We start from the raw sequence: 20506 nt of genomic DNA on the forward strand, positions 1-20506 counted from the left end.
GCGGCAAATGCGATTGGGGCGCTTTTCCATGAGGGCTAAGGGGTGAGTTCGCCGATGATGTCCATGAAGAGCTTGACGCCGCGGACGTTCGCACGCTCTTTCATGCAAGACGCGTAGCTCTCGGTGCTGGGCGATACGTCGGAAAAGGAAATGTATCGCAGCGCGGGATCGGAGCCTCTTTCATCGAGGCTGACGACCCCGATACCAAAACCCGACCGGATGGCCTCATGCATGGTGTCTCGCGCGACCTCCATGACGACATTGGCGCGCACTCCGGCGGCGTCCATCGTCTGTTCAAAAACCTGACGGGTCATTGATCCCTTTTCGCGAAGGACGAGGCGCTGGCCATCACATTCATTGATGGAAACACTGTCTCGGTGCGCCCAGGGGTGATCTGAATGGACCATCAACACGATCTCATGCGTTCCCAGCTGAATTTGCGCAATCCTGGGATCTGTCGATTTCGACCCGGTAACGGCAACGTCAACCTCATAATCCAGTAGCTTGCCGTAGATCTGTTCGGAGTTTCCGCTTTCGATGTAAACCTGCATCAGCGGGTAATCCCGATGTATACGGGCTAGTATGTCCATGACGAAATGTGGACCTACCGTCCCAATGCGAAGCTTCCCGGTAACTTTTGCCTCGTGCGAAGACAGCAGCTCAACTGCGCGCTCCTCCAGAGAGAAGACCTGCCGGGCGATTTCGTACAGCATTTCACCTTCCGGCGTAAGGGACACCAGGCGTGGAGAGCGATTGAATAGCTGAACGTTATAGGTGTCCTCTAGCCCCTTGACCTGAGTTGTCACGGTTGGCTGCCCGATATTGAGCAGCAGTGCCGCCTTGGTGATGCTGCCCTCTCGGGCAACCGCATAGAACGAGCGGAGCTGGCTGAAATTGACAAATCTTAGATTGTTTAGGTTGTTGGACATAGCGATGCGCTCCTACCGAGCAATGGTGGACGTCAGTCGATGGATCCGCCAGCGATAATCCATGTACGCCGAATTCACGCAATATGGCAGTGTGGAGATGCGTTCATTGGAACTTGATCGAGCCACCACCGCGGCCGCTTATCGGGCAAAATGACACCGATGTCACGAGCAGGCCCTACGCGACAAAGCTGTGCGCAATCGCCTCGGCGTCGAAGTCTTTCCGAAGATACTCGCTTGTGACCCTTCCCCGGTTCATTGCGATGATGCGGTCGCAGGCGCCCAACAACTCCTCAAGCTCACTGGCGATAAGGATAATCGCTTTACCCTCGCTTGCCATTTCCTGAAGCACCGACCAGATCTCAGCCTTCGCACCGATATCCACCCCTCGTGTCGGGTCTTCGGCGATAACGATATCGCCCTTTCTCGCCAGCCACTTGCCGATGACGACCTTTTGCTGGTTCCCCCCAGAAAGGCCCCGGACAGGTTGTTTGCGAGAACTGACCTTCGTCGCGAGCCGCGCGATTAGCGACCGGGTCAAATCGCGCCTCTTGCCGGATCGCAAGAGGCCACCGGCGCTCAGACTATCCAGAACCGTAAGGCACAGGTTGTCCTCAACTGACATGTCGAGCACGAGCCCTTCATCCTTGCGATCGGCAGGCATGAAAGAGATCCCGTGGTCTATTGCCTGGCGTGGTGAGCCAATGCGGACTGGTTTTCCGTGGATTTCGATCGACCCGGCATGAACCGGAAGGGCGCCGAAGATTGCCCGCACGACCGCTTCGCGTTGGCACCCGAGCAGCCCTGCGATCCCAAGGATCTCTCCTTTTCTGACACGAAATGACACGCCCGCGAAATGGCCCTTGGATGTCAGGTTGATAGCCTCGAGCGCCACCTCGCCCAGGTTTCTTTCGCGGTAGGACATCGAGGACGGATCGTATTCCCGTCCGACCATCATTGATACGAGCTTTTGCTCGGTGATGCCTTCGGCCCTCGTCGTGCCGACAACCTTTCCGTCACGCAGCACGGTGATCCGGTCCGAAATGGCGAAGATCTCGCTCAGGCGGTGTGAAACGTAGACTATGCCAAGCCCCGATTGTCTAAGCTTTCGTATTATTTCCAGAAGATGCTCGGTTTGCTCATCGTCAAGCGATGCCGTCGGCTCGTCGAAAACGATCACTTTGGGTCGGCTGGAGAGTGCGCGACAGATCTCCACGATCTGCCGTTCGTTCAAGCTGAGGTCACCGACCAGCGCGTTCGGGTCGAGATCGACCTTGATCTCATCAATCAGGGCTTGTGTCCGAGCCACCACTCCCTGGTTTGATCGGCTTTCACCATTGGCAGCTGTCTCGCGACCCAGAAAAACGTTTTCTGCCACCGTCAGGTTCGGACATAAAACGAGTTCCTGATGGACCATTGCCAGCCGATGCGCGATCGCGTCGGCTGGCCCTCCGAGAGTAAGCGGTTCACCCTCTGCAAGAATTTGGCCCTCATCGGGTTGCAACAGACCGTTCATGATCGACAGCAGCGTGGATTTGCCCGCGCCGTTTTCGCCCACAAGCGCGTGAACCTCGCCTGCCTCGACCGAAAAACTGACGTCAGACAAGGCCTTAACGCCGGGAAACGACCGCGAGACGTCCTGAACCTGCAAGAGCGGGGCGGTCATCTAGCCCTTCCTCAGACGTTGCTGAAGTGCTCGGTGTTCCGTCATGCTCGGACGAAGGCTTTCGTAGACATTTCGCCAAACCTCGAAGCATTCGGCATACCGCTCATGCATTACGGGATCCGGGTCAATCGTCTCCTTGATCGAGACGATATCCTTCAAGGGCGTTACCGGATCGGGATAGATGCCACCTGCAACCGCTGCCAGAATGGCATCTCCAAGCGGCGCTGCTTCGCCGATATCCGGCACTTTGAGCGGCGTGTTGGTCACGTTCGCCGTGATCTGGTTCCAAAAACGGCTCTTGGTCGGTCCACCGTTCAGAACAAGTTCATCGACCTGAGCACCCGCCGCGGTGGCGATCTGGAAGTTGGAATAGAGGTCAAAGGCCACGCCTTCGATTAGCGCTCGAATGAAATGTGCTCGTCCCATGTTGGGCAGCATCCCGAAGAACACGCCCGAGGCTTCGCTGTTCCAGTTCGGCGCCAGCGAATTGCCAAGATACGGAAGGTACATCAGGCCGTCCGAGCCCTGGGGAACCTGGCGTGCCTGTTCCGTGTAGAGGTCAAACACATTCGCGCCCATTCGTTCGGCCAGGCGTGCTTCGGCATCTCCGAACGCATCGCGATACCATTTGAGCGACGCACCGGTGAACGCCATGGGTGCATCGAACATTGTCAGTCCGGGCAGCACATGCGGCCATTTCAGGATACGATATTCGTCGACCGTCTGCTCGGTCGGGATCATGATCCCGATATTGGATCCCGTCCCCATGGAGTAAAACGCCTGGCCCGCTTCCGTCACGCCAACGCCGAGCGCGGCAGAACTGATGTCGGTTCCTCCCGCAGCCACGATTGTGCCTGGACGCAAGCCCGTTTCCGCAGCCGCCTGCTTGGAAACCTCACCGACCGCCTCGTGTGACTCGTAGAGCCGGGGCAGCTTTTCCGGCGGGATGCCGATCGCGGTCGCAAGCTCCTCGTTCCACGCCGCTTTCTGATACTCGTAGGGATAGAAAAGCCCGGCATCACCGGTGTTCATCGTAAAGGCACCGCAAAGCTTGAACGTGCAGTAGCCCGCCGGTGACAGGAACCTGTGGGTTGCATTGAACACAGAAGGTTCATGCTTCTTGATCCATAGCGCCTTCGGGTCAATGAACCAGGGAGCCAGACGGTTTCCGTTTATCGAATTGATCGTGTCTTCGCCAACGGCATTGCGGATGTCCTGGCATTCATCTTCCGAGCGCGAGTCCATCCAGATCATCGCGGGTCGCAGGGGCTTGCCGCGATCGTCGACAGGCAGCGTGACACCGACCAACCCGGACAAGGCGATGGATTGAACGTGGTCCGCGAAATTGCCGCCCTCAAGACACTGCCGAATGGAGGAGACCACGGCCTCCCAGTAATTGTCCGCTTCCTGCTCGGCCCAACCCGGATGCGGATGAAACAGAGGGTGCTCTTTCGATCCGAAAGCCAGTACTTTGCCCGTTTGCGTGTCAAGCACGCAGGCCTTTACGTTGGTGGTTCCAATGTCGACACCAATGGTGAGATGTTTGCTCATGCCGGTGCGTTCCTCCCAAGCCGCGTAAGGTTAGAGTTGAAGTCTCTTCCGGCTGGCCGGGGAAAGACCAACCGCAATCAGCAAGGTCAAACCGATGGCCAGATTCTGATACCAGGTGCTGACGCCCCAGATCGAAAGCAGGTTCAGCCCGGCAGCAAATGCAACCGCCGCAAGCAGGGTCCGCCATGGCGACCCGACGCCACCGGACAAGGCAGTTCCACCAATGACGGCGATCGCAATGGCCGTAAGCTCATATCCCGAGGCAAGCGGAGCATCGACCGATGCCAGCCGGGATGTAAACAGGATACCGGCGACCGCAGAACACAGACCGCTGATCATGAAGGTCAAAATCACGATCCGGTTCGTCTTCAGGCCTGCATAGATCGCGGCTTTCTCGTTCCCGCCAATTGCGTAGACATGGCGTCCGAAATTGGTGCGTCCCATCAACCATGCGAGAAAGGCCAGGACCGAGCAGAACACCAGGAAGCTGAACGGAATACCGAGAAAGTCCGCATTTCCGACCCATCGGAAGGCGTCCGACTGCAGATAATACGGGTGACCGTCTGTCAGGATGTAGTTCCCCCCGCGCAATGCAGTAAGGGTCACAAGCGTCATTATGAAAGACGAAACCTTGAAATGGGCGATTCCTATTCCGTTCATCAAGCCAAGCACGCATCCCACAACCAAGGTCGCAAGAAAAACCACGCTGGCAGGTCCGACAAAACTGTTTCCGCGTACCACCCATCTCTCGCCGATCCAGCCGCCGAGCAGCTTGGTGAAGACGACGGCTGAAATCACCGAGAACACCATGATCGCGGCCACGGACAGGTCGATCCGCCCGGTCAGCATGACAATCGTGACCCCAAGCGACAGAAGCCCGATAACGGCCATGAAGCGCAGGAGCGTTTCAAGGTTTCGCATCGTCAGGTAGTATTCTGACGTGAGACTGCCGAGGACAAGGATGGCCAGGATGAGCAAGACCAGAGGGTCGCGGGCAATCCTGAGCGAGGACGCGAACAGGCTCGGTCGGGGTCTTGGATGATCTGCTGACGCACTCATTTTGCGATCTGCCTCCGTTTGTAGCCCGGCAGGACGACCGCCAGAATGACCAGCGCAGTGACGACCCTTTGCGTATAGAGGCTGACGCCGAGTTGATTGAGCAGATTGTTCACCACTCCGATGATCAGCGCCGCAAGCAAGGTGCCAAGGATCGACCCTGATCCGCCGGCAAGAGCGGCGCCGCCAAGAACGGTGATTGCGAGTGCCTCCAGCTCCAGCCCTGCAAAGGCCGCGGGGTTGATATAGGACAAGCGCGCACTTTCGATCATTCCACCGGTCGCCGCCAGAACGCCGCAGATCATGAAAACCGAGAGTTTGACCGAACGCGCGCGGATCCCTGACAACACTGCGGCCTTGGTGTTACCGCCTGTGGCGTACAGTGCCGGCCCGAACGTCGTGAAGCGCGTGAGAACGACCATCAGTGCGCCGATCGAAAGCAGCAGTGCGATCGGCGTGGGAAGACCGAGAAGCTTTCCGTTTCCGAACCAGAGGTATGCTGCAACGCTATCGGGATACGACGCCTGACCTCTGGAAATGATGTTTGCTACCGCTCGCGAGATCCCGAGCATGGCAAGCGTCACGATCAACGAAGGAATACCGACAAAAGCCGTCAGGACACCATTGACCAACCCGATTGCGAGCCCGGTCACCAAGGTGGCGCCGATCACCAGAACCGGCGAGCCGGTGTCAAGCAAGGTTGCACCCACGATGGCCGACAGAACGGCAGTCCCCGCAACCGCCAGGTCGATCTCGCCTGAAATGACGACAAGTGTCATGCCATAGGCGACGATCCCCACCGCTGCGACGGACATCAAGAGGATTCTGAAGTTCTCTAGCGACAGGTACCCCGGTGTCAGGAGCGCTCCTGCCGCCAGGAGAACGATCAGGACCGCGGCCCGAATGGCGTCTGGGCCGACGACCAAACGATCGGGGAGTCTGGGTCGGTTTTCAACCCGCTGGATCGTGCTCTGTTCTGCTAAACCCACCGTTGCTCGCCTTATTGTCAAGTGAAACTACTGTCTGTCCGCCCCCCTGCGCAAGGAGGGCGGATGGCTGGATGTCAATCACTCGACGGCTGGACCATAGGCATAGAGCCATTCGTCTGGTGTCAGCGTTTGTACACCTTCGATCGTCATATTGGTTCTTGTGACCATTGGCAGGTTGGGCGTGATGATCAGCCTTGGCGGCGCCTCGTTCCGTCCTTCATTTGCGCCGATATGCCGGATCAAGGCACGCAGTCCCACGTCACCGATAAGGGGCGTATACGGCGCGACCATGTCGATGGCACCGCTTCTGATGTTGGCCATGATCTCTTTGGCGTCGTCGTTGGCGAGAATGATGATCTTGCCGGAACTGCCACTGTTCAGACGCCCGGCTTCCTCGATGGCACCAAGCGCTCCGAGCGCTTCTTCGCCGCCGGTATTGAAGCTGATGTCGAACTGGCTGTTGGCCTGGAGCGCATCGGCCGTCGCATCGAAGGCGAGCGAACGTTGGCTGTTCGTGTGATAGTTTCCGACGATCTCAAACCCGTCCGTGTTTCCGATCGCTTGCAGGAAGGCGCCGGTCCGGATCGAGTCAGCGGTGCTGCCCAGGTCCTTGCGATTCAGCACCATGTTCCCTTCGCTGACCACGTGCTTGAGGTACAGCCCTTGCTGCAATCCGTTGGCATAGAAGTTGCCAAGCACCTCGGAGCTGATGGCGGACGAGGATGTACGCCGGTCCAGACTGACGACTGGAATACCGGCCTCAATGGCGCGATCGACCGGCGGGCCCATGGGGGCCTCTCGGGCCGGCCACAAGACGATGCCGTCGAACTGCCGCGTGATCCACGTATCAATCACCTGACCCATGCGGCTGTCATCGAACTCTGCGTCGATGACCTCAAGTTCGATATTCGGGTGGCGCGCGGCTTCCCAGGCAACGGTATCGGCCAGGCTGATCAGCCAGGGGTGGTTGAACCCGTGGAAGACGAAACCGATGCGGTAGGTCCTGTCGGGGTCAAGAACCGGACCTTCGTCCAGAGGGATATAGTCCGTGAAGGGCGCTTTGATGGGCAGGTTGCTATAGGGCCCTTCGAACTCCGCCCCCATACCGGGCTCCCAAACGAAGCCATCGACCAGATCGCCAACGGGGTAGGCCTCCAGATAGTCCTGAAATCCGTCCTGCTCGTAAAGGTCTCGAACGCTGGGATTCGTCATACTGGACGCAGCTGCCGCGTATTGCCGTATGAGATCATTCAGGATCGAATGAACCCCTTGGGTTTCCTGTGCAAGACCAACTTTGGCCCAGGGTGCAACCACGGCAAGCGAAGCTGCTCCACCTAGGAACTGCCTTCTGTTAGTTGATAGCATTCGTATTACCTCCCTATGCGCTCCACTCGGCCTGCACTTGTGGTTCTGGCAGACGTGATGCGCGTGAACGTATGACTTCTGAGTATCCCGCGGCGGGATATCGTTTCCTGGTCCCTTGACGGTAGGCAGCCGTCTCGCAACTTCACAAATTCAAAAAATCAATGCTGCGATTGCAGAGATTGCAGGCGGCATTGATTGACCCATTCAAAGGATGAATTTGAAACCTGAAGCTCAACGAAACACGTTCGAGGCGTAACTGCACACGGTCTTGGCCGTGGCCCTGAACTTGGGAGGAAGATGAATGGATCGTTCGGAATGGCTGCCAGTGGGAACCGACGTCGTCTCCAGGAAGGAGCTGAAAGAGTACATGGTGCGCAACAATCATACCGGTTTGATTCATTTTGCAGTGCACATCGGTGCGATCGTCGCGGTCGGGACGTTCCTCTGGCTCACGCCCTTCGCGTGGTGGACGATTCCCGTGATGTTCGTGCAGGGCGCAATGATCGCCTTTCTGTACGCCTGCATGCACGAGTGCATTCACAGCAGCGCTTTCAAGACACGTCGATTGAACACGATCATCGGCCGAATCGGCGCGATGATCATCATGCGGCCGTTCCTCTATTCAAAATATCGCCACATGGCGCATCACACCTTCACCCAGCATCCTGAGGGCGACCCCGACCAAGTGGCGTTCCCACGCAACTTTCGCGAGTACTTCCTCCATGTGTCGAGCTACAACATCTGGCATCGAATGCTGGGCAACCTGTATTTTCTTTCGCTTGGCCGCTTCAGCGAAGAGGAGCGCGAATTCATTCCCGACAATGAACTCAGGAATGTTGCGAACGAGGCCCGGCTTATGGTCGCGACCTATATCGTAATCGCGATCCTGTCGGTCTGGTTTCAAAGCTGGTTGGCTGTCTATGTCTGGGTTCTGCCGCGTATTCTGGGGGAACCGGCACTACGCGCGGTTCGTATGATCGAGCACACGGGAATGGCCGAGTCACCCAACATGCTTGAAAACACGCGGACCACGCACACCAACTGGTTTGTCCGGTTCTTCTACTGGAACATGCCCTATCACGCCGAGCACCATCTTTACCCGTCTGTGCCGTTCCACGCCTTGCCCAGACTTCATGAGGAAAAGGTCAAGGAACACCTGGCCGAGGTCGCGCCCGGCATTTTGTACGTCCATTACAAGGTGCTCAAGCGGTTGCTGACGGCGAAGAACGCGGCAGCAAGCAACGGATCGGAGGCTCGCTCGTAGGCCGCGGTAGCTTGCGAAGACCCGACGGATGAAGATCATGCAACATTCGACCTATCTGATCGTCGGCGCGGGCCACGCCGGAATCGTCGCTGCACGGAAGATCAGGAGTATTCGGCCAGAAGACTCGATCCTGTTGATCGGCGAGGAAAACATGCTGCCCTACGAGCGGCCTGCGCTGTCCAAGGAGGTTTTGTCAGGCCACCGGGACGTGTCCAACCTGGTCATCAGATCGGCGGAAGCGCTGGAAAGCGAACGGCTTGATGTGTTGCTTGACGATCGGGTTGAAGCAATTACCCCTGATCGCAAGATGGCAACCACAAAGTCGGGCCGTCACATTTCCTATGAGAAGCTCCTGATCGCAACGGGATCGCGGCCACGACACTTGCCGCTCGAGGGTCTGTTCGGAGATCGGGTTCATTATCTCCGCACGGCCTCGGACGCGTTGCGTCTGCGCGCGCATCTCGGGCCAAAGACCAGATTGCTGATCATCGGTGCGGGGTTTGTCGGACTCGAGGTCGCGGCGACCGCGCGCGCGCATATCGGCTGCGACGTCACCGTGCTGGAGGCAGGTCCGCATATTCTGGGACGCGGCGCACCGGATGCATTGCGACAGGTGCTCTCCGGGCTGCATCGCCTCAGTGGCGTGAACATCCTGACACATACAACGGTTGCAGGTGTTTCCGAGGGCGATGGATCGAGCATGGCGGTCATGACAGCCGGGGGCGCGGTCCATACGTGCGATGTCATCCTGGTTTGCATCGGCGCGGTCCCGAATGAAGAATTGGCCCGAGACGCCGGTATCGCAACCGATGGCGGCATCCTAACGGACGCGTTCGGCAGAACCGACCTCCCCGACATTTGGGCGGCTGGCGAGGTGGCGCGGCATCGCGTTCCCTTTCTCGACGCACCGGTTCGGTTCGAATCCTGGCAGATGGCGCAAACGCAAGCCGCGATCGTCGGTGCGAATATCGCCGGTGAGACACGCCCCATCACCTACGTGCCGTGGTTCTGGACGGATCAATTTGGTCATAACTTCCAATTGCTTGGTGAGTTGAGCGCGCAGGCTGATGTTCATGTCCTGCGCGGCAACGGCGAACTTCAGGCGACCCATTTTTACCACATCGGCGGGCAGCTCGTCGGAGCGCTTTGTATTGATGACGGCAAGCACGTGCCGCCAATCAGACGTGCCTTGGAAAAGGGGCAGTCGATCGACTTGGAACGCCTGTCCGACCGATCGACAAAACTCGCAAAGGCATTTCTATGACACGTTTCGCCGCTTGTCTGCGGTCCGATCGCTCCGCGCAAAAACGACATTGGCCGCTGCCAACAAGTGGATTCAATCTGGAGGAGAACCGACAAAATGCTTGAAAGCGCAAACTGGATAAAGGTCGCCGAGGTCGGAGATATCGAGGCCGAGGAAGCCATCGTCTACACACATGGTGACAAGGAAATCGCGATATTCTTCGTGGAAGACGAGTATTTCGCAACGTCCAATGTCTGTACCCATGAAGTTGCGCGCCTCTCGGAAGGCTACGTTGACGGCACGAAGATCGAATGCCCGTTGCATCAGGGTGTCTTTTGCCTGCGTTCCGGGAAGGCGCTGGAAGCACCGGCGGAGCAACCTTTGGATACGTATCCGGTCAAGGTTGAGGATGGTGGGATATTCATTGCCGTATAGTAGATCGCTCAATGACGCCTTCACGCATTCATGACGAAGCAGTTCCGCCGGGTCGCATGGAGGCCGTTCTCTGGCCGCACTCACCCTCGCAGTGCAGCATCGAAATGCTGAGGCCATTCAAAATTTGAATTGGACCACCCCATAGGCGACGAAGCAGATTTGGTGGCAACCAGTTATCAAAAGGATCGGGATGGTCGTGTCGAAGCTCTCAAGTGAAGTTCCTGCGGACGAGGTCCAAATCCAACGCCCCTCTGGAAAGCGGCTCTACTCGATGTCAGGCGGGTACATCCGGCGCAATCTCACCATCCGTGACGTGATCGAACTGAAAGGACAGCGGGTCCTTACTCAGGTGCTGGTCAACAGCGAGGAAGAGGCCGAGGCTGCAGAGGCAGCCGGCATCGACATGATCAACATCCGCTGGCAACAGGATGCACCTGAACGCAGCAAGTCCATCCGCGCGGCTGCGGGAGGGACATTGACGACCTTCTGCATGCCTCTGACGAAATATGTCACAGAGGCCGAAGCGTTGAGAGCCGCCTTCGACGCAATGGAGGCTGGGGCCGACGGTATCTACTGTTGCTGGACCATGCGTTTCATCGAGGCCGTCGCGGAGGCAGGTATCCCTGTTCAGGGGCACGCGGGACTGGTTCCCAGAAAGAGCACCTGGGTCGGTGGACTTCGCGCAATTGGCAAGACCGTTGACGAAGCGATCGGCATCTACAGGTACATGCGCGATCTTGAAAATGCGGGCGCATGGGCGGTCGAAAGCGAACTGATCCCGCAGCAAGTCATGGCCGAACTCACAAAGCGTACGTCGCTCGTCACCATCTCTCTGGGGTCCGGGAGCGGCGGCGATGTCCAGTATCTATTTGGGCCTGACATCCTGGGAGACGGGCCTCCACCGTTTCCTAGGCATGTGAAGCTCTACAGAAGATTCTACGAGCTCAGACAGCAGATGCAGACCGAACGGATCAGTGCGTTCCGCGAGTTTGCCGCCGACGTGCACTCCGGCGCTTTCCCAAGCGACGATCTGGTCGTCAACGTTGATGATGAACTTCTCGAACACTTCATTGCGGAAATCGACAAGTAGCAGACCTGTTCGGCCCCAAAAAAGCAGCGCGTAGGCCATGGGATGATGATATGGGGCCCGGTTGCCCGCGCCGATGCGCCTGAACACGTTGGGCAGGTTCAGGAAACGTCCCAAACTGCACGGGTCCGATTTCAGACCTGCAGGACTCCCGATGGTGGTTGAGACAGCGCGATTGAACACGAGTTTCGTGCTGCGCCAATGATCTCAAAGTCCACACTGCCGCCTTCACCCTACGAAGACTGTGAAAAGCGGACGCACGACCGCTGTGGTGAAGCTGGGACGCATCGCTGACGACTACTTTGGATGGCCGGTATGGGCCATTCACTGCGTGTGCCTGATGCCGAATTTGATGCGCAAGAGTTTGCATTGACTATTCGATTGGGTGTTGTCGGCAGCTCTGAACGGATTTTTCGGTGTATGGAAACTGGTCAAGTCCGCCAGTCACCGAAACCGTCAGGGAAGCCCCGGTTCCTCTAGAACCGCTCGACCCAAGGCCGCACGGCAACCTCGTTTGTCCAGGCGCTGCGGTCCTGGTCGATCAGGTGGCGGTAGGTGCGGGCGATGGCCTCGGGCCTCAGCATGGAGCCGGGTTTGTCGTCAGGCTCGGACCGGCCGGGGTTGAGGATCATGCCGTCGATATTGACCCAGGCCACGTGAATACCCTTCGGGTGCAGCTCCCGCGCCATGCTTTCAGCAAGGCCGCGCTGCGCGAACTTGCCCATGGCGAACGGGGCAGATTGGGGGAAGCCCTTGACCCCGGCGGAGGCACCGGTGAAGAGGATCGTCCCTTTCCTGCCGTCGATCTCTTCGGCCTCCAGCATCCGTTTCGCGGCGTGTTTGCCGGTCAGGAACGCCCCGATGGCGGTCACCTCGACGGCATGGCGGACCTCGTCGGCCGATAACTCCGCAATCGGGCCTCTTGCCCGGGCGGAGGGGTTGTAGATCACCACCCGAGGGGCCGAGGGCAGATCCGCGAAGAGGGCGGCAATGGCCGCTTCATCGGTGGCCTCCAGAAGCGTCGTCTGCGCCCCCGTTTCCTCGGCCAGCGCCTGCATCTTGCCGGGACTGCGCGCCGCTAACGATAGCGTATAGTCCGTCGCCAGGTTGCGCGCCAAGGCCGCCGAGAGCCCGTCACCCACGCCGATGATCACAGCCAGGGGTTTGGTCATGGTTTTTCCCTCTCGATTGCCCGCCGCATACTTGACGCCGAAAGACCCTTCCAATAAGCCGTATCACGCTGAGCGGGCGTTGTGTAATGGTAAGACCTCAGCCTTCCAAGCTGATGATACGGGTTCGATTCCCGTCGCCCGCTCCAGTTTCCGGATCTGTTGGATAAAAAGATGTTCCGCCCCACGGGGAATGGGACGGAACCTGCTCTGTTTGCTCGGGAACCCGCGGTTGCCTTTGCACTACTCTGCTGACAGGCATCCCTCGACCGAAGCCGCGATGCTGTGGATCAGGGCCGGGTAGAAATCCGCGCCGAGGGGAAGGTCCGACCCGAGAGGATCAATGATGGCGGTTGTCAGCTCTGTACCGGCCGCAACGGTTGCAACGAGGCCGGGGTTGAACTGCGGTTCGGAAAAGACACAGACCACGTCCTGTTCGGCAACCGCATCCCGGATTTCGGCGATGCGGGCGGCCGAGGGGCTGCTGGCATCGCTCATGGAAATCGCCCCGGCGCTGGACAGGTCGAACCGCTGCTCGAAATACTGGAATGCATCGTGGAACACCACGAAGCTGCGGGTCGAGACCGGGGCGAGCCGGGTGGCGATTTCGGTATTCAGAGCGGTGATTTCCGCCTGTGCCGCCGCTGCATTGGTCCGGTAGGTGTCGGCATTGTCCGGGTCCAGGCCGGACAGCGTTTCGGCGATTGCCGCCAGCCAGACCACCGCGTTTTCCGGGTCGAGCCATGCATGTGGATCGGCACCGTCATGGGCGTGCCCCTCATGCCCGTCTTCATGGTCGTCATGGCCGTGTTCGTCATGATCATCAAGGGCTTGCGCGTCCCGATCATGCTCGTCATGCTCGTCATGCTCGTCATGCTCGTCATGCTCGTCATGCTCGTCGGGCGCGAATACCGCGTCTTCCCGGAACTGATGCACCACGGTGCCCGCGGCGTCCAGCAGCTCGACCACCACGGCCTGGCGGGCGAGGCTGTCCAGCGGGTCGTCCAGCCATGGGGTCAGGTCATGGCCGATCCAGAACACCGCATCGGCATTCTGCAAGGCCGCCGCCTGCGACGGGCGCAACGCGTAGCCATGTGGCGAGGCACCGGGTTCGACCAGCAGCGCGGGCGTGCCGAGATCGCCCATCACCATGGAGACCAGCCCGTGAACCGGGGTGATATCCGTGGCGACGGAGGGAATCTCCGCCAGCGCGGCACTGGACAAAAGAAGCGACGGGATAAGGGCGAGGGATCGCATGGAAGCTCCATTGTTATCTTATAACATTACGTGGCTTGATAAACGTAATAACATCACCTATCAACCCCCCAATCGCCGCAGACGGACCCAGCCATGGACACGATCGGATTCGACAGCCACGACCATTCCGCCTGCCGCACCGGCGGGCTGGAGGCGGTCGAGGCGCAATGCAGGGAGCAGGGGCTGAACCTGACCCCGGTGCGCCGTCGGGTGCTGGAGATTCTGCTGGAGGAGCATCGCGCACTTGGTGCCTATGAAATCCTGGATCGGCTCCGCGCAGAGGGGCTCGGCTCGCAACCGCCGGTGGCCTATCGCGCACTGGATTTCCTCACGGCCCATGGCTTTGCCCACAAGATCGAGCGTCTCAATGCCTTTACCGCCTGCACCCATCCCGGTGAAAACCACGCGCCGGTTTTCCTGATCTGCCGGATCTGCAATTCCGTGGCCGAGGGCATGGCCGAACCTGCGAAGGGCAATCTGGGGCGCGTTGCCGCCGAGACGGGGTTCAAGATCGAACGCACCGTGACCGAGGCCGAAGGTGTGTGCCCCAACTGCCAGAAGAAAGATGCCGCATGAGCCTTGTGGAAATGTCCGGGCTGAACGTTCAACTGGGCGGCCAGACGGTGCTGCACCATGTGGATTTCTCCATCGACTCCGGCGAGATCGTGACCATCGTCGGCCCGAACGGGTCCGGCAAATCGACGCTGCTTCGGGCCATCATCGGCGCGGTGGAGCCGGGTGCAGGCGCGGTCACCTGCAAGCCGGGGCTGCGGATCGGGTATGTACCGCAAAAGCTGCATATCGACCCGACATTGCCGATGACGGTGCGCCGCTTTCTCGACCTGCCGCAGCGGGTGCATGACGAAGCCGCTCGCGATGCGCTGGACGAAGCCGGGGCAGGGGCCTTGTCGGGACGGCAGATGTCGGGGCTTTCAGGTGGTCAGTTCCAACGGGTGCTTCTGGCCCGCGCGCTTTTGTCGAAACCCGAATTGCTGATCCTCGATGAGGCGACGCAAGGGCTGGATCAACCCGGATCGGCGGCATTTTATCAGAAGATCGCCGAGGTGCGCGACCATCTGGGCTGCGCGGTTCTGATGGTCAGCCACGAATTGCATGTGGTCATGGCGGCCTCGGATCGGGTGGTCTGTCTCAACGGTCATGTCTGCTGTCAGGGCGAACCAGAGCATGTCGCCTCCGCCCCGGAATACCGGGCGCTGTTCGGCACCGGCACCGGCGGCGCGCTGGCGCTCTACCGGCATGAACATCATCACAGCCATGATCATGACCCTGACCACGCACATGAGGCCGCAGAATGACCCGGGGCCAAACCCCTCTACGCGATGCGGTCCGCGCGATCTGGAACGAATTTGATCCGATCGGCGTTGCCGGAAGCGGGATCCAGGATGAGTACGATCACTATCTGGCTCACACAGAGACCCTGATCCGAGAAGGTGCGGACAGCTACAAGTTTCGCGAGTATCTCGAAGCCTGTGTCCACACCCGGATGGGGATGACACCCAACGACTGGAACCGGGATCGGATCGCGCGGTACGCGGATCGGTTTGCCGCGCTTGCGCAAAGCCGGGGGGCGCTGCGATGACCTTGCTTGACGATTTCCTTGTCCGCGCGACTCTGGCGGGGCTTGGCCTTGTTCTGGCCGCCGCACCGCTTGGCTGTTTCGTGGTCTGGCGTCGCATGGCCTATTTCGGGGATGCCACGGCCCATGCGGCCATTCTGGGCGTGGCGCTGGCGCTGGCCTTTGATACATCCGTTTTTGGCGGGGTTCTGGTGGTTTCGCTGCTCATGGCCTTCACGGTGTCCAGCCTGTCGAACAGGGGCTATGCGATGGACACGCTTCTGGGCGTACTGGCCCATTCCGCGCTGGCCTTCGGCCTTGTGGCGGTATCCTTCCTGCAAGGCGTGCGCGTTGACCTGATGGCCTATCTCTTTGGGGATATCCTTGCCGTGGGCGTCCCCGATCTTGCGGTGATCTGGGGCGGCGCGACATTGGTGCTGGTGTTGCTGTGGTGGCGGTGGTCGGCGCTGTTGACAGCGACCTTGAACCCCGATCTGGCCTTTGCCGCCGGGATCGACCCGAGGCGGGAACAGCTGGTCCTGACCCTGGCGCTGGCGCTTGTCGTCGCGGTGGCGATCAAAGTGGTGGGCGTGTTGCTGATTGCGGCGATGCTGATCGTGCCGGCGGCCACCGCGCGTCCCTTCGCCACAACGCCCGAGCGCATGGCACTGGCCGCGATCGCGATCGGTGCGCTCGCCGTCATTGGCGGCCTGCAAGCCTCGCTTGAATGGGACACGCCGACCGGCCCCTCCATCGTGTGCCTCGCGGCCATCCTGTTCACTCTGTCCAGCATCGCCCAGGCCCTGTTCGGCAGAGCGCGTCCCTGATCCGTTCGACCGGCCGAGCGGCCTTCGGGGGCCGTGCCCACGGCCGCCCTTGCATGAGCGGTCAGGGCCTCCGCGCCGCGCCGATTTGCATCACCTCGGGGCCTTGTGCCGGGGGCGGTGGCGTTCTATCCCGTTTCAAGCGAAACAGGACCGGACACGACAATGGCCGACAGCTCCAGCCAGCCACAGCCGATGAACAGCGCACAGGAACGTGAGAAATCGCGCCGCATCGGGTCTCTGCGTGCGCTTTTGCCGTTCATGCTGCCCTATCGCTGGCTGATGGCAGGCGCCCTGACCGCATTGGTCCTGACGGCCACCGTGTCGCTGACCATCCCGCTGGCGGTGCGCCGCGTGGTCGATGGGTTCGAGACCGATGCCGTGACGCTGCTGGACAAGTATTTCCTTGCAGCGCTTGGCCTTGCTGGCCTGCTCGCCATCGGCACTGGCCTGCGCTACTACCTTGTCACCCGGCTTGGCGAGCGTGTGATCGCCGATATCCGCAAGGCCGTGTTCGACCGCATGATCTCCATGAGCCCCGCTTTTTTCGAGCGGATCATGACCGGCGAGGTGCTGTCCCGCATCACCACTGATACCACGCTGATCCTGTCCGTCATCGGCTCGTCCATTTCCATCGCGCTGAGAAATGCGCTGATCTTCCTCGGCGGGCTTGGCATGATGCTCTATTCCTCGCCCAAGCTGACCGGGCTTGTGCTGCTGATCGTGCCCGTCGTGATCGTGCCAATCGTGGTGTTGGGTCGCCGCCTGCGGGTGCTGTCCCGCAAGAACCAGGACTGGATCGCAGAAAGCTCCGGCAAGGCCAGCGAGGCGTTGCTGTCCGTCCAGACCGTACAGGCCTTTACCAATGAACGCCCCACGGCGGGCGAATTCGACCGTGTGACGGAGGCCAGCTTCGACGCCGCCAAGACCCGCATCCGCACCCGCGCCGTGATGACGGTCATCGTTATCCTGCTGATCTTCTCGGGCGTCGTGGGCGTGCTTTGGATCGGCGCGCGCGACGTGCGTGGTGGCGGCATGTCCATCGGCGAGCTGATCCAGTTCCTGATCTACGCGATCATGACCGCGGGGGCCGTCGGCGCGCTCTCGGAAATCTGGGGCGAGCTGCAGCGCGCCGCCGGTGCAACCGAACGGCTGGTAGAGCTTCTGACCGGCAGCGACAGCGTGGCCGATCCCGAGCAGGGACGCGAACTGCCCCAGGGCGGACGGGGCGCGATCCGATTTGAAAACGTGCAGTTCCACTACCCGACGCGCCCCGATCAGCAGGCGCTTGATGGGATCAACCTGACCATCAAGCCCGGTGAAACCGTGGCCCTTGTCGGCCCCTCCGGCGCGGGCAAGTCCACGATTTTCCAGCTTCTGTTGCGCTTCTATGACCCGATCTCGGGCCGCGTCACCTTTGACGGGCTGGACCTGAAAGAGATGAAGCGCGCCACCTTCCGCGACGCCATGGCTTTGGTGCCGCAGGACCCGGTGATCTTCGCGGCCTCTGCCCGTGAAAACATCCGCTTCGGGCGCCCCGATGCCACGGATGCAGAGGTTGAGGCCGCCGCGCAGGCCGCTGCTGCGCATGATTTCCTGATGGCCCTGCCCGACGGGTATGACACCTATGTGGGCGAACGCGGCATCATGCTGTCGGGCGGGCAGAAGCAGCGCATCGCCATTGCCCGCGCGATCCTGCGCGACGCGCCGGTTCTGCTGCTCGATGAGGCCACGAGCGCGCTCGACGCGGAAAGTGAACGGGCGGTGCAGCAGGCCGTGGCGGAGCTGTCGGCCGACCGAACGACGCTGATCGTGGCGCACCGGCTGGCGACCGTGAAGAAGGCCGACCGGATCGTGGTCTTCGAGGAAGGCCGCATCGTCGCTGAAGGCACCCATGAGGAACTTGTGGCCGGCGATGGTCTTTATGCCCGGCTGGCGCGGCTCCAGTTCACCGAAGGGCTGGCTGCCGAATAATGCGGCAACTGCCACCCTGGAAAACCCCCTGAAACCGGACCCTGCACCCCCCGCATTGCAGTTTGCGTTGGGTTACGCTTGCTTTGCGGGCCTCTTTGCCTCCATCCTGATCCACAAAATACCGGCCCGCGTCGAAAGGCGACGGGCCAGACAGGGATAAAAGGGGAGGAATGAGAATGAGGCGGTTTGCGAACGTCGCTGATGTCAGAGCCATGGAGCAGGATCTGCCCTGGCCTGAAAGCCAGCCAGCCACCACGCTGTATGAATTGCTGACCAAGACAAGGGACAAGTTCCCGAACCATAACGCAGTGTCCTATCAGCTGTTTTCCGGCCCCACCGACAAGGCCGAGACGCTGACCTGGTCGCAGCTGCATGGCAAGGTCACCCAGACCGCGAACCTGTTCCGGTCGCTTGGCATCACCGAGACGGACTCGGTGGCCTATGTGCTGCCCAATTGCAACGAAACCGTGCTGACCCTTCTGGGCGGCTGCGTCGCGGGCATCGCCAACCCGATCAACCCGCTGCTGGAGCCTGAACAGATCAGCGCCATTCTGCGCGAAACCGGGGCCAAGGCGGTGGTGACGGTCAAGGCCTTCCCGAAAACGGATGTGGCCCAGAAAGTGGCCGAGGCCGTGGGCCATGCGCCCAATGTGAAACATGTGATCGAGGTCGATCTGCTGCGCTACCTGACCGGCGTCAAGAAGCTGATCGTGCCGCTCATTCGGCCCAAGAACCCATCCAACCACCACGCGAAGATCATCGACTTCAATGCCGAGATCGCCAAGCAGCCCGCCGACCGCCTGACCTTCGAGGATGCCAAGGCAGATCGCGTCGCCGCCTATTTCCACACCGGCGGCACCACTGGCATGCCGAAAGTGGCGCAGCACAAGTATTCTGGCCTGATCTATAACGGCTGGCTCGGGGCCACGATCCTGTTCGATGAAACAGACAATATCATGTGTCCGCTGCCGCTGTTCCACGTCTTTGCCTGCCACGTGATCCTGATGGCGGCGATTGCCTCGGGTGCGCATGTGGTCTTCCCGACGCCGCAGGGCTACCGGGGCGAGGGTGTGTTTGACAATTTCTGGAAGCTGGTCGAACGCTGGAAGATCACCTTCATCATCACCGTGCCCACGGCGATTTCGGCGATGATGCAACGCCCGGTGAATGGCGATATCTCGACCGTGAAAACCGCCTTCTCGGGGTCGTCGCCGCTGCCGGTGGAACTGTTCAAGCGGTTCGAGAAGGCCACCGGCGTGACGCTGGTCGAAGGCTACGGCCTGACCGAGGCGACCTGCCTCGTGTCCTGTAACCCGGTCGAGGGCGAGAAGAAGATCGGCTCGGTCGGTGTTCCTTTCCCGCATACGGAAGTGCGGATTCTCAAGCAGACCCCGGATGGCCCGGTTCAGTGCGGAACCGACGAGGTGGGTGAAATCTGTATCGACAACCCCGGCGTATTCGAAGGCTCGACCTATACCGAGAGCGACAAGAATATCGATCTGTTCCACGACGATATCTTCCTGCGCACGGGTGACCTGGGCCGGATCGACGCAGATGGCTATCTGTGGATCACGGGCCGTGCCAAGGATCTGATCATTCGCGGCGGTCACAATATCGACCCCGCCGAGATCGAAGAGGCCCTGGCCAGCCACCCCGCCGTGGCCATGACCGGCGCCATCGGGCAGCCCGATGCCTTCGCGGGCGAACTGCCCTGCGTTTATGTCGAGCTGGTGGCGGGTGCCGAGGTCTCGATCAAGGAGCTGAAAGAGCATTGCGACGAGCATGTCCACGAACGCGCCGCGCGTCCCAAGCATATCGAGCTGATGGATGAACTGCCCAAGACGGCTGTGGGCAAGGTCTTCAAACCCGCGCTGCGCAAGATGGCCATCACCCGCGTCTACAACGCGGCGCTGGAAGAGGCGGGGGTGAATGCCCGCGTGGTGGAAGTTTCCGAAAGCAAGAAGCTGGGTCTTGTGGCCAAACTGGACCGGACCGGCGAGGTCTCGGATGAGGCCGTGGCCGATGTTCTGGGTGAATTCACACGCCCCTGGGCCTGGGCCGATCAATAGACCAGACGGCTTCAAGGAAAGAGGAAGCGGCGCCGGATGGCGCCGTTTTCGTTTC

At 60.2% G+C, this 20506-nt stretch carries 18 protein-coding genes and 1 tRNA gene; 11 read left to right on the forward strand and 8 right to left on the reverse strand.

The genetic code is table 11. From position 1 onward, the window contains the following. Positions 1 to 35: 35 nt before the first annotated feature. From RBB16_RS06235 to RBB16_RS06260, 6 genes are all read right to left on the reverse strand, one after another. The gene (locus RBB16_RS06235; RefSeq protein WP_306045336.1) at positions 36 to 929 is read right to left on the reverse strand and encodes a LysR substrate-binding domain-containing protein; all 894 of its coding nucleotides are present in this window, start codon (positions 927 to 929) and stop codon (positions 36 to 38) included. Positions 930 to 1104: 175 nt separating this feature from the next. After that, positions 1105 to 2592: a sugar ABC transporter ATP-binding protein gene (locus tag RBB16_RS06240; RefSeq protein WP_306045337.1), complete on the reverse strand. Its 1488-nt coding sequence runs from the start codon at positions 2590 to 2592 to the stop codon at positions 1105 to 1107. After that, a complete protein-coding gene (locus tag RBB16_RS06245) occupies positions 2593 to 4143 on the reverse strand; it encodes an FGGY-family carbohydrate kinase (RefSeq protein WP_306045338.1) in 1551 nt (516 codons plus the stop codon). It lies immediately after the preceding gene. A 30-nt stretch (positions 4144 to 4173) separates the two neighbouring features. After that, positions 4174 to 5121, reverse strand: coding sequence for an ABC transporter permease (locus RBB16_RS06250; protein WP_306045339.1), 948 nt, complete (start codon positions 5119 to 5121; stop codon positions 4174 to 4176). 77 nt (positions 5122 to 5198) lie between these two features. Continuing rightward, positions 5199 to 6188, reverse strand: coding sequence for an ABC transporter permease (locus RBB16_RS06255; protein ID WP_306045340.1), 990 nt, complete (start codon positions 6186 to 6188; stop codon positions 5199 to 5201). 78 nt (positions 6189 to 6266) lie between these two features. Then, complete coding sequence (locus RBB16_RS06260) at positions 6267 to 7553, reverse strand: sugar ABC transporter substrate-binding protein (protein ID WP_306045341.1); 1287 nt, start codon at positions 7551 to 7553, stop codon at positions 6267 to 6269. Between the two features lie 301 nt (positions 7554 to 7854). On the opposite strand from RBB16_RS06260, the gene RBB16_RS06265 reads away from it, so the two are divergent. From RBB16_RS06265 to RBB16_RS06280, 4 genes are all read left to right on the forward strand, one after another. Beyond that, a complete protein-coding gene (locus tag RBB16_RS06265) occupies positions 7855 to 8817 on the forward strand; it encodes a fatty acid desaturase (protein WP_306045342.1) in 963 nt (320 codons plus the stop codon). Positions 8818 to 8854: 37 nt separating this feature from the next. Then, entirely contained in the window at positions 8855 to 10081 is a 1227-nt protein-coding gene (locus tag RBB16_RS06270; RefSeq protein ID WP_306045343.1) for an NAD(P)/FAD-dependent oxidoreductase, read from the forward strand. Positions 10082 to 10177: 96 nt separating this feature from the next. Continuing rightward, complete coding sequence (locus RBB16_RS06275; protein WP_306045344.1) at positions 10178 to 10495, forward strand: non-heme iron oxygenase ferredoxin subunit; 318 nt, start codon at positions 10178 to 10180, stop codon at positions 10493 to 10495. A gap of 196 nt (positions 10496 to 10691) precedes the next feature. Continuing rightward, positions 10692 to 11585: a 3-methyl-2-oxobutanoate hydroxymethyltransferase gene (locus RBB16_RS06280; protein WP_306045345.1), complete on the forward strand. Its 894-nt coding sequence runs from the start codon at positions 10692 to 10694 to the stop codon at positions 11583 to 11585. Between the two features lie 473 nt (positions 11586 to 12058). Here the strand turns inward: RBB16_RS06280 and RBB16_RS06285 are convergent, their stop codons facing one another. Continuing rightward, entirely contained in the window at positions 12059 to 12754 is a 696-nt protein-coding gene (locus RBB16_RS06285) for an SDR family NAD(P)-dependent oxidoreductase (protein WP_306045346.1), read from the reverse strand. A gap of 72 nt (positions 12755 to 12826) precedes the next feature. Between RBB16_RS06285 and RBB16_RS06290 the strand changes: the two genes are divergently transcribed. Further along, positions 12827 to 12900: transfer RNA gene (locus RBB16_RS06290), tRNA-Gly, on the forward strand. Positions 12901 to 12994: 94 nt separating this feature from the next. Here RBB16_RS06290 and RBB16_RS06295 read toward each other — a convergent pair. Then, on the reverse strand, positions 12995 to 14008 hold the full coding sequence (locus RBB16_RS06295; protein ID WP_306045347.1) for a zinc ABC transporter substrate-binding protein: 1014 nt from the start codon (positions 14006 to 14008) through the stop codon (positions 12995 to 12997). A gap of 93 nt (positions 14009 to 14101) precedes the next feature. On the opposite strand from RBB16_RS06295, the gene RBB16_RS06300 reads away from it, so the two are divergent. From RBB16_RS06300 to RBB16_RS06325, 6 genes are all read left to right on the forward strand, one after another. Next, complete coding sequence (locus tag RBB16_RS06300) at positions 14102 to 14584, forward strand: Fur family transcriptional regulator (RefSeq protein ID WP_306045348.1); 483 nt, start codon at positions 14102 to 14104, stop codon at positions 14582 to 14584. After that, positions 14581 to 15324 carry a metal ABC transporter ATP-binding protein gene (locus RBB16_RS06305; protein WP_306045349.1) on the forward strand — a complete coding sequence of 248 codons (744 nt, stop codon included), beginning with the start codon at positions 14581 to 14583 and terminating at the stop codon, positions 15322 to 15324. Before RBB16_RS06300 ends, RBB16_RS06305 begins: the two co-directional genes overlap by 4 nt. Further along, positions 15321 to 15608, forward strand: a complete 288-nt coding sequence (locus RBB16_RS06310; RefSeq protein ID WP_306045350.1) for a hypothetical protein — start codon at positions 15321 to 15323, stop codon at positions 15606 to 15608. Before RBB16_RS06305 ends, RBB16_RS06310 begins: the two co-directional genes overlap by 4 nt. Further along, the gene (locus RBB16_RS06315) at positions 15605 to 16411 is read left to right on the forward strand and encodes a metal ABC transporter permease (RefSeq protein ID WP_306045351.1); all 807 of its coding nucleotides are present in this window, start codon (positions 15605 to 15607) and stop codon (positions 16409 to 16411) included. The genes RBB16_RS06310 and RBB16_RS06315 overlap by 4 nt, the downstream gene beginning before the upstream one ends. Before the next feature lie 162 nt (positions 16412 to 16573). Continuing rightward, entirely contained in the window at positions 16574 to 18382 is a 1809-nt protein-coding gene (locus RBB16_RS06320) for an ABC transporter transmembrane domain-containing protein (protein WP_306045352.1), read from the forward strand. Positions 18383 to 18558: 176 nt separating this feature from the next. Next, positions 18559 to 20451, forward strand: coding sequence for an acyl-CoA synthetase (locus RBB16_RS06325; protein ID WP_306045353.1), 1893 nt, complete (start codon positions 18559 to 18561; stop codon positions 20449 to 20451). The last annotated feature ends 55 nt before the right edge of the window (positions 20452 to 20506 follow it).

The sequence above is a fragment of the Nioella sp. MMSF_3534 genome (assembly GCF_030732985.1).
GTDB lineage: Bacteria > Pseudomonadota > Alphaproteobacteria > Rhodobacterales > Rhodobacteraceae > Nioella.

Bases quoted from the DNA above. Each gene is read 5' to 3' on its own strand.
- RBB16_RS06235 (WP_306045336.1), bottom strand. From the start codon at position 929: ATGTCCAACAACCTAAACAATCTAAGATTTGTCAATTTCAGCCAGCTC.
- RBB16_RS06240 (WP_306045337.1), bottom strand. From the start codon at position 2,592: ATGACCGCCCCGCTCTTGCAGGTTCAGGACGTCTCGCGGTCGTTTCCC.
- RBB16_RS06245 (WP_306045338.1), bottom strand. From the start codon at position 4,143: ATGAGCAAACATCTCACCATTGGTGTCGACATTGGAACCACCAACGTA.
- RBB16_RS06260 (WP_306045341.1), bottom strand. From the start codon at position 7,553: ATGCTATCAACTAACAGAAGGCAGTTCCTAGGTGGAGCAGCTTCGCTT.
- RBB16_RS06265 (WP_306045342.1), top strand. From the start codon at position 7,855: ATGGATCGTTCGGAATGGCTGCCAGTGGGAACCGACGTCGTCTCCAGG.
- RBB16_RS06270 (WP_306045343.1), top strand. From the start codon at position 8,855: ATGCAACATTCGACCTATCTGATCGTCGGCGCGGGCCACGCCGGAATC.
- RBB16_RS06275 (WP_306045344.1), top strand. From the start codon at position 10,178: ATGCTTGAAAGCGCAAACTGGATAAAGGTCGCCGAGGTCGGAGATATC.
- RBB16_RS06285 (WP_306045346.1), bottom strand. From the start codon at position 12,754: ATGACCAAACCCCTGGCTGTGATCATCGGCGTGGGTGACGGGCTCTCG.
- RBB16_RS06295 (WP_306045347.1), bottom strand. From the start codon at position 14,008: ATGCGATCCCTCGCCCTTATCCCGTCGCTTCTTTTGTCCAGTGCCGCG.
- RBB16_RS06300 (WP_306045348.1), top strand. From the start codon at position 14,102: ATGGACACGATCGGATTCGACAGCCACGACCATTCCGCCTGCCGCACC.
- RBB16_RS06305 (WP_306045349.1), top strand. From the start codon at position 14,581: ATGAGCCTTGTGGAAATGTCCGGGCTGAACGTTCAACTGGGCGGCCAG.
- RBB16_RS06310 (WP_306045350.1), top strand. From the start codon at position 15,321: ATGACCCGGGGCCAAACCCCTCTACGCGATGCGGTCCGCGCGATCTGG.
- RBB16_RS06315 (WP_306045351.1), top strand. From the start codon at position 15,605: ATGACCTTGCTTGACGATTTCCTTGTCCGCGCGACTCTGGCGGGGCTT.
- RBB16_RS06320 (WP_306045352.1), top strand. From the start codon at position 16,574: ATGGCCGACAGCTCCAGCCAGCCACAGCCGATGAACAGCGCACAGGAA.
- RBB16_RS06325 (WP_306045353.1), top strand. From the start codon at position 18,559: ATGAGGCGGTTTGCGAACGTCGCTGATGTCAGAGCCATGGAGCAGGAT.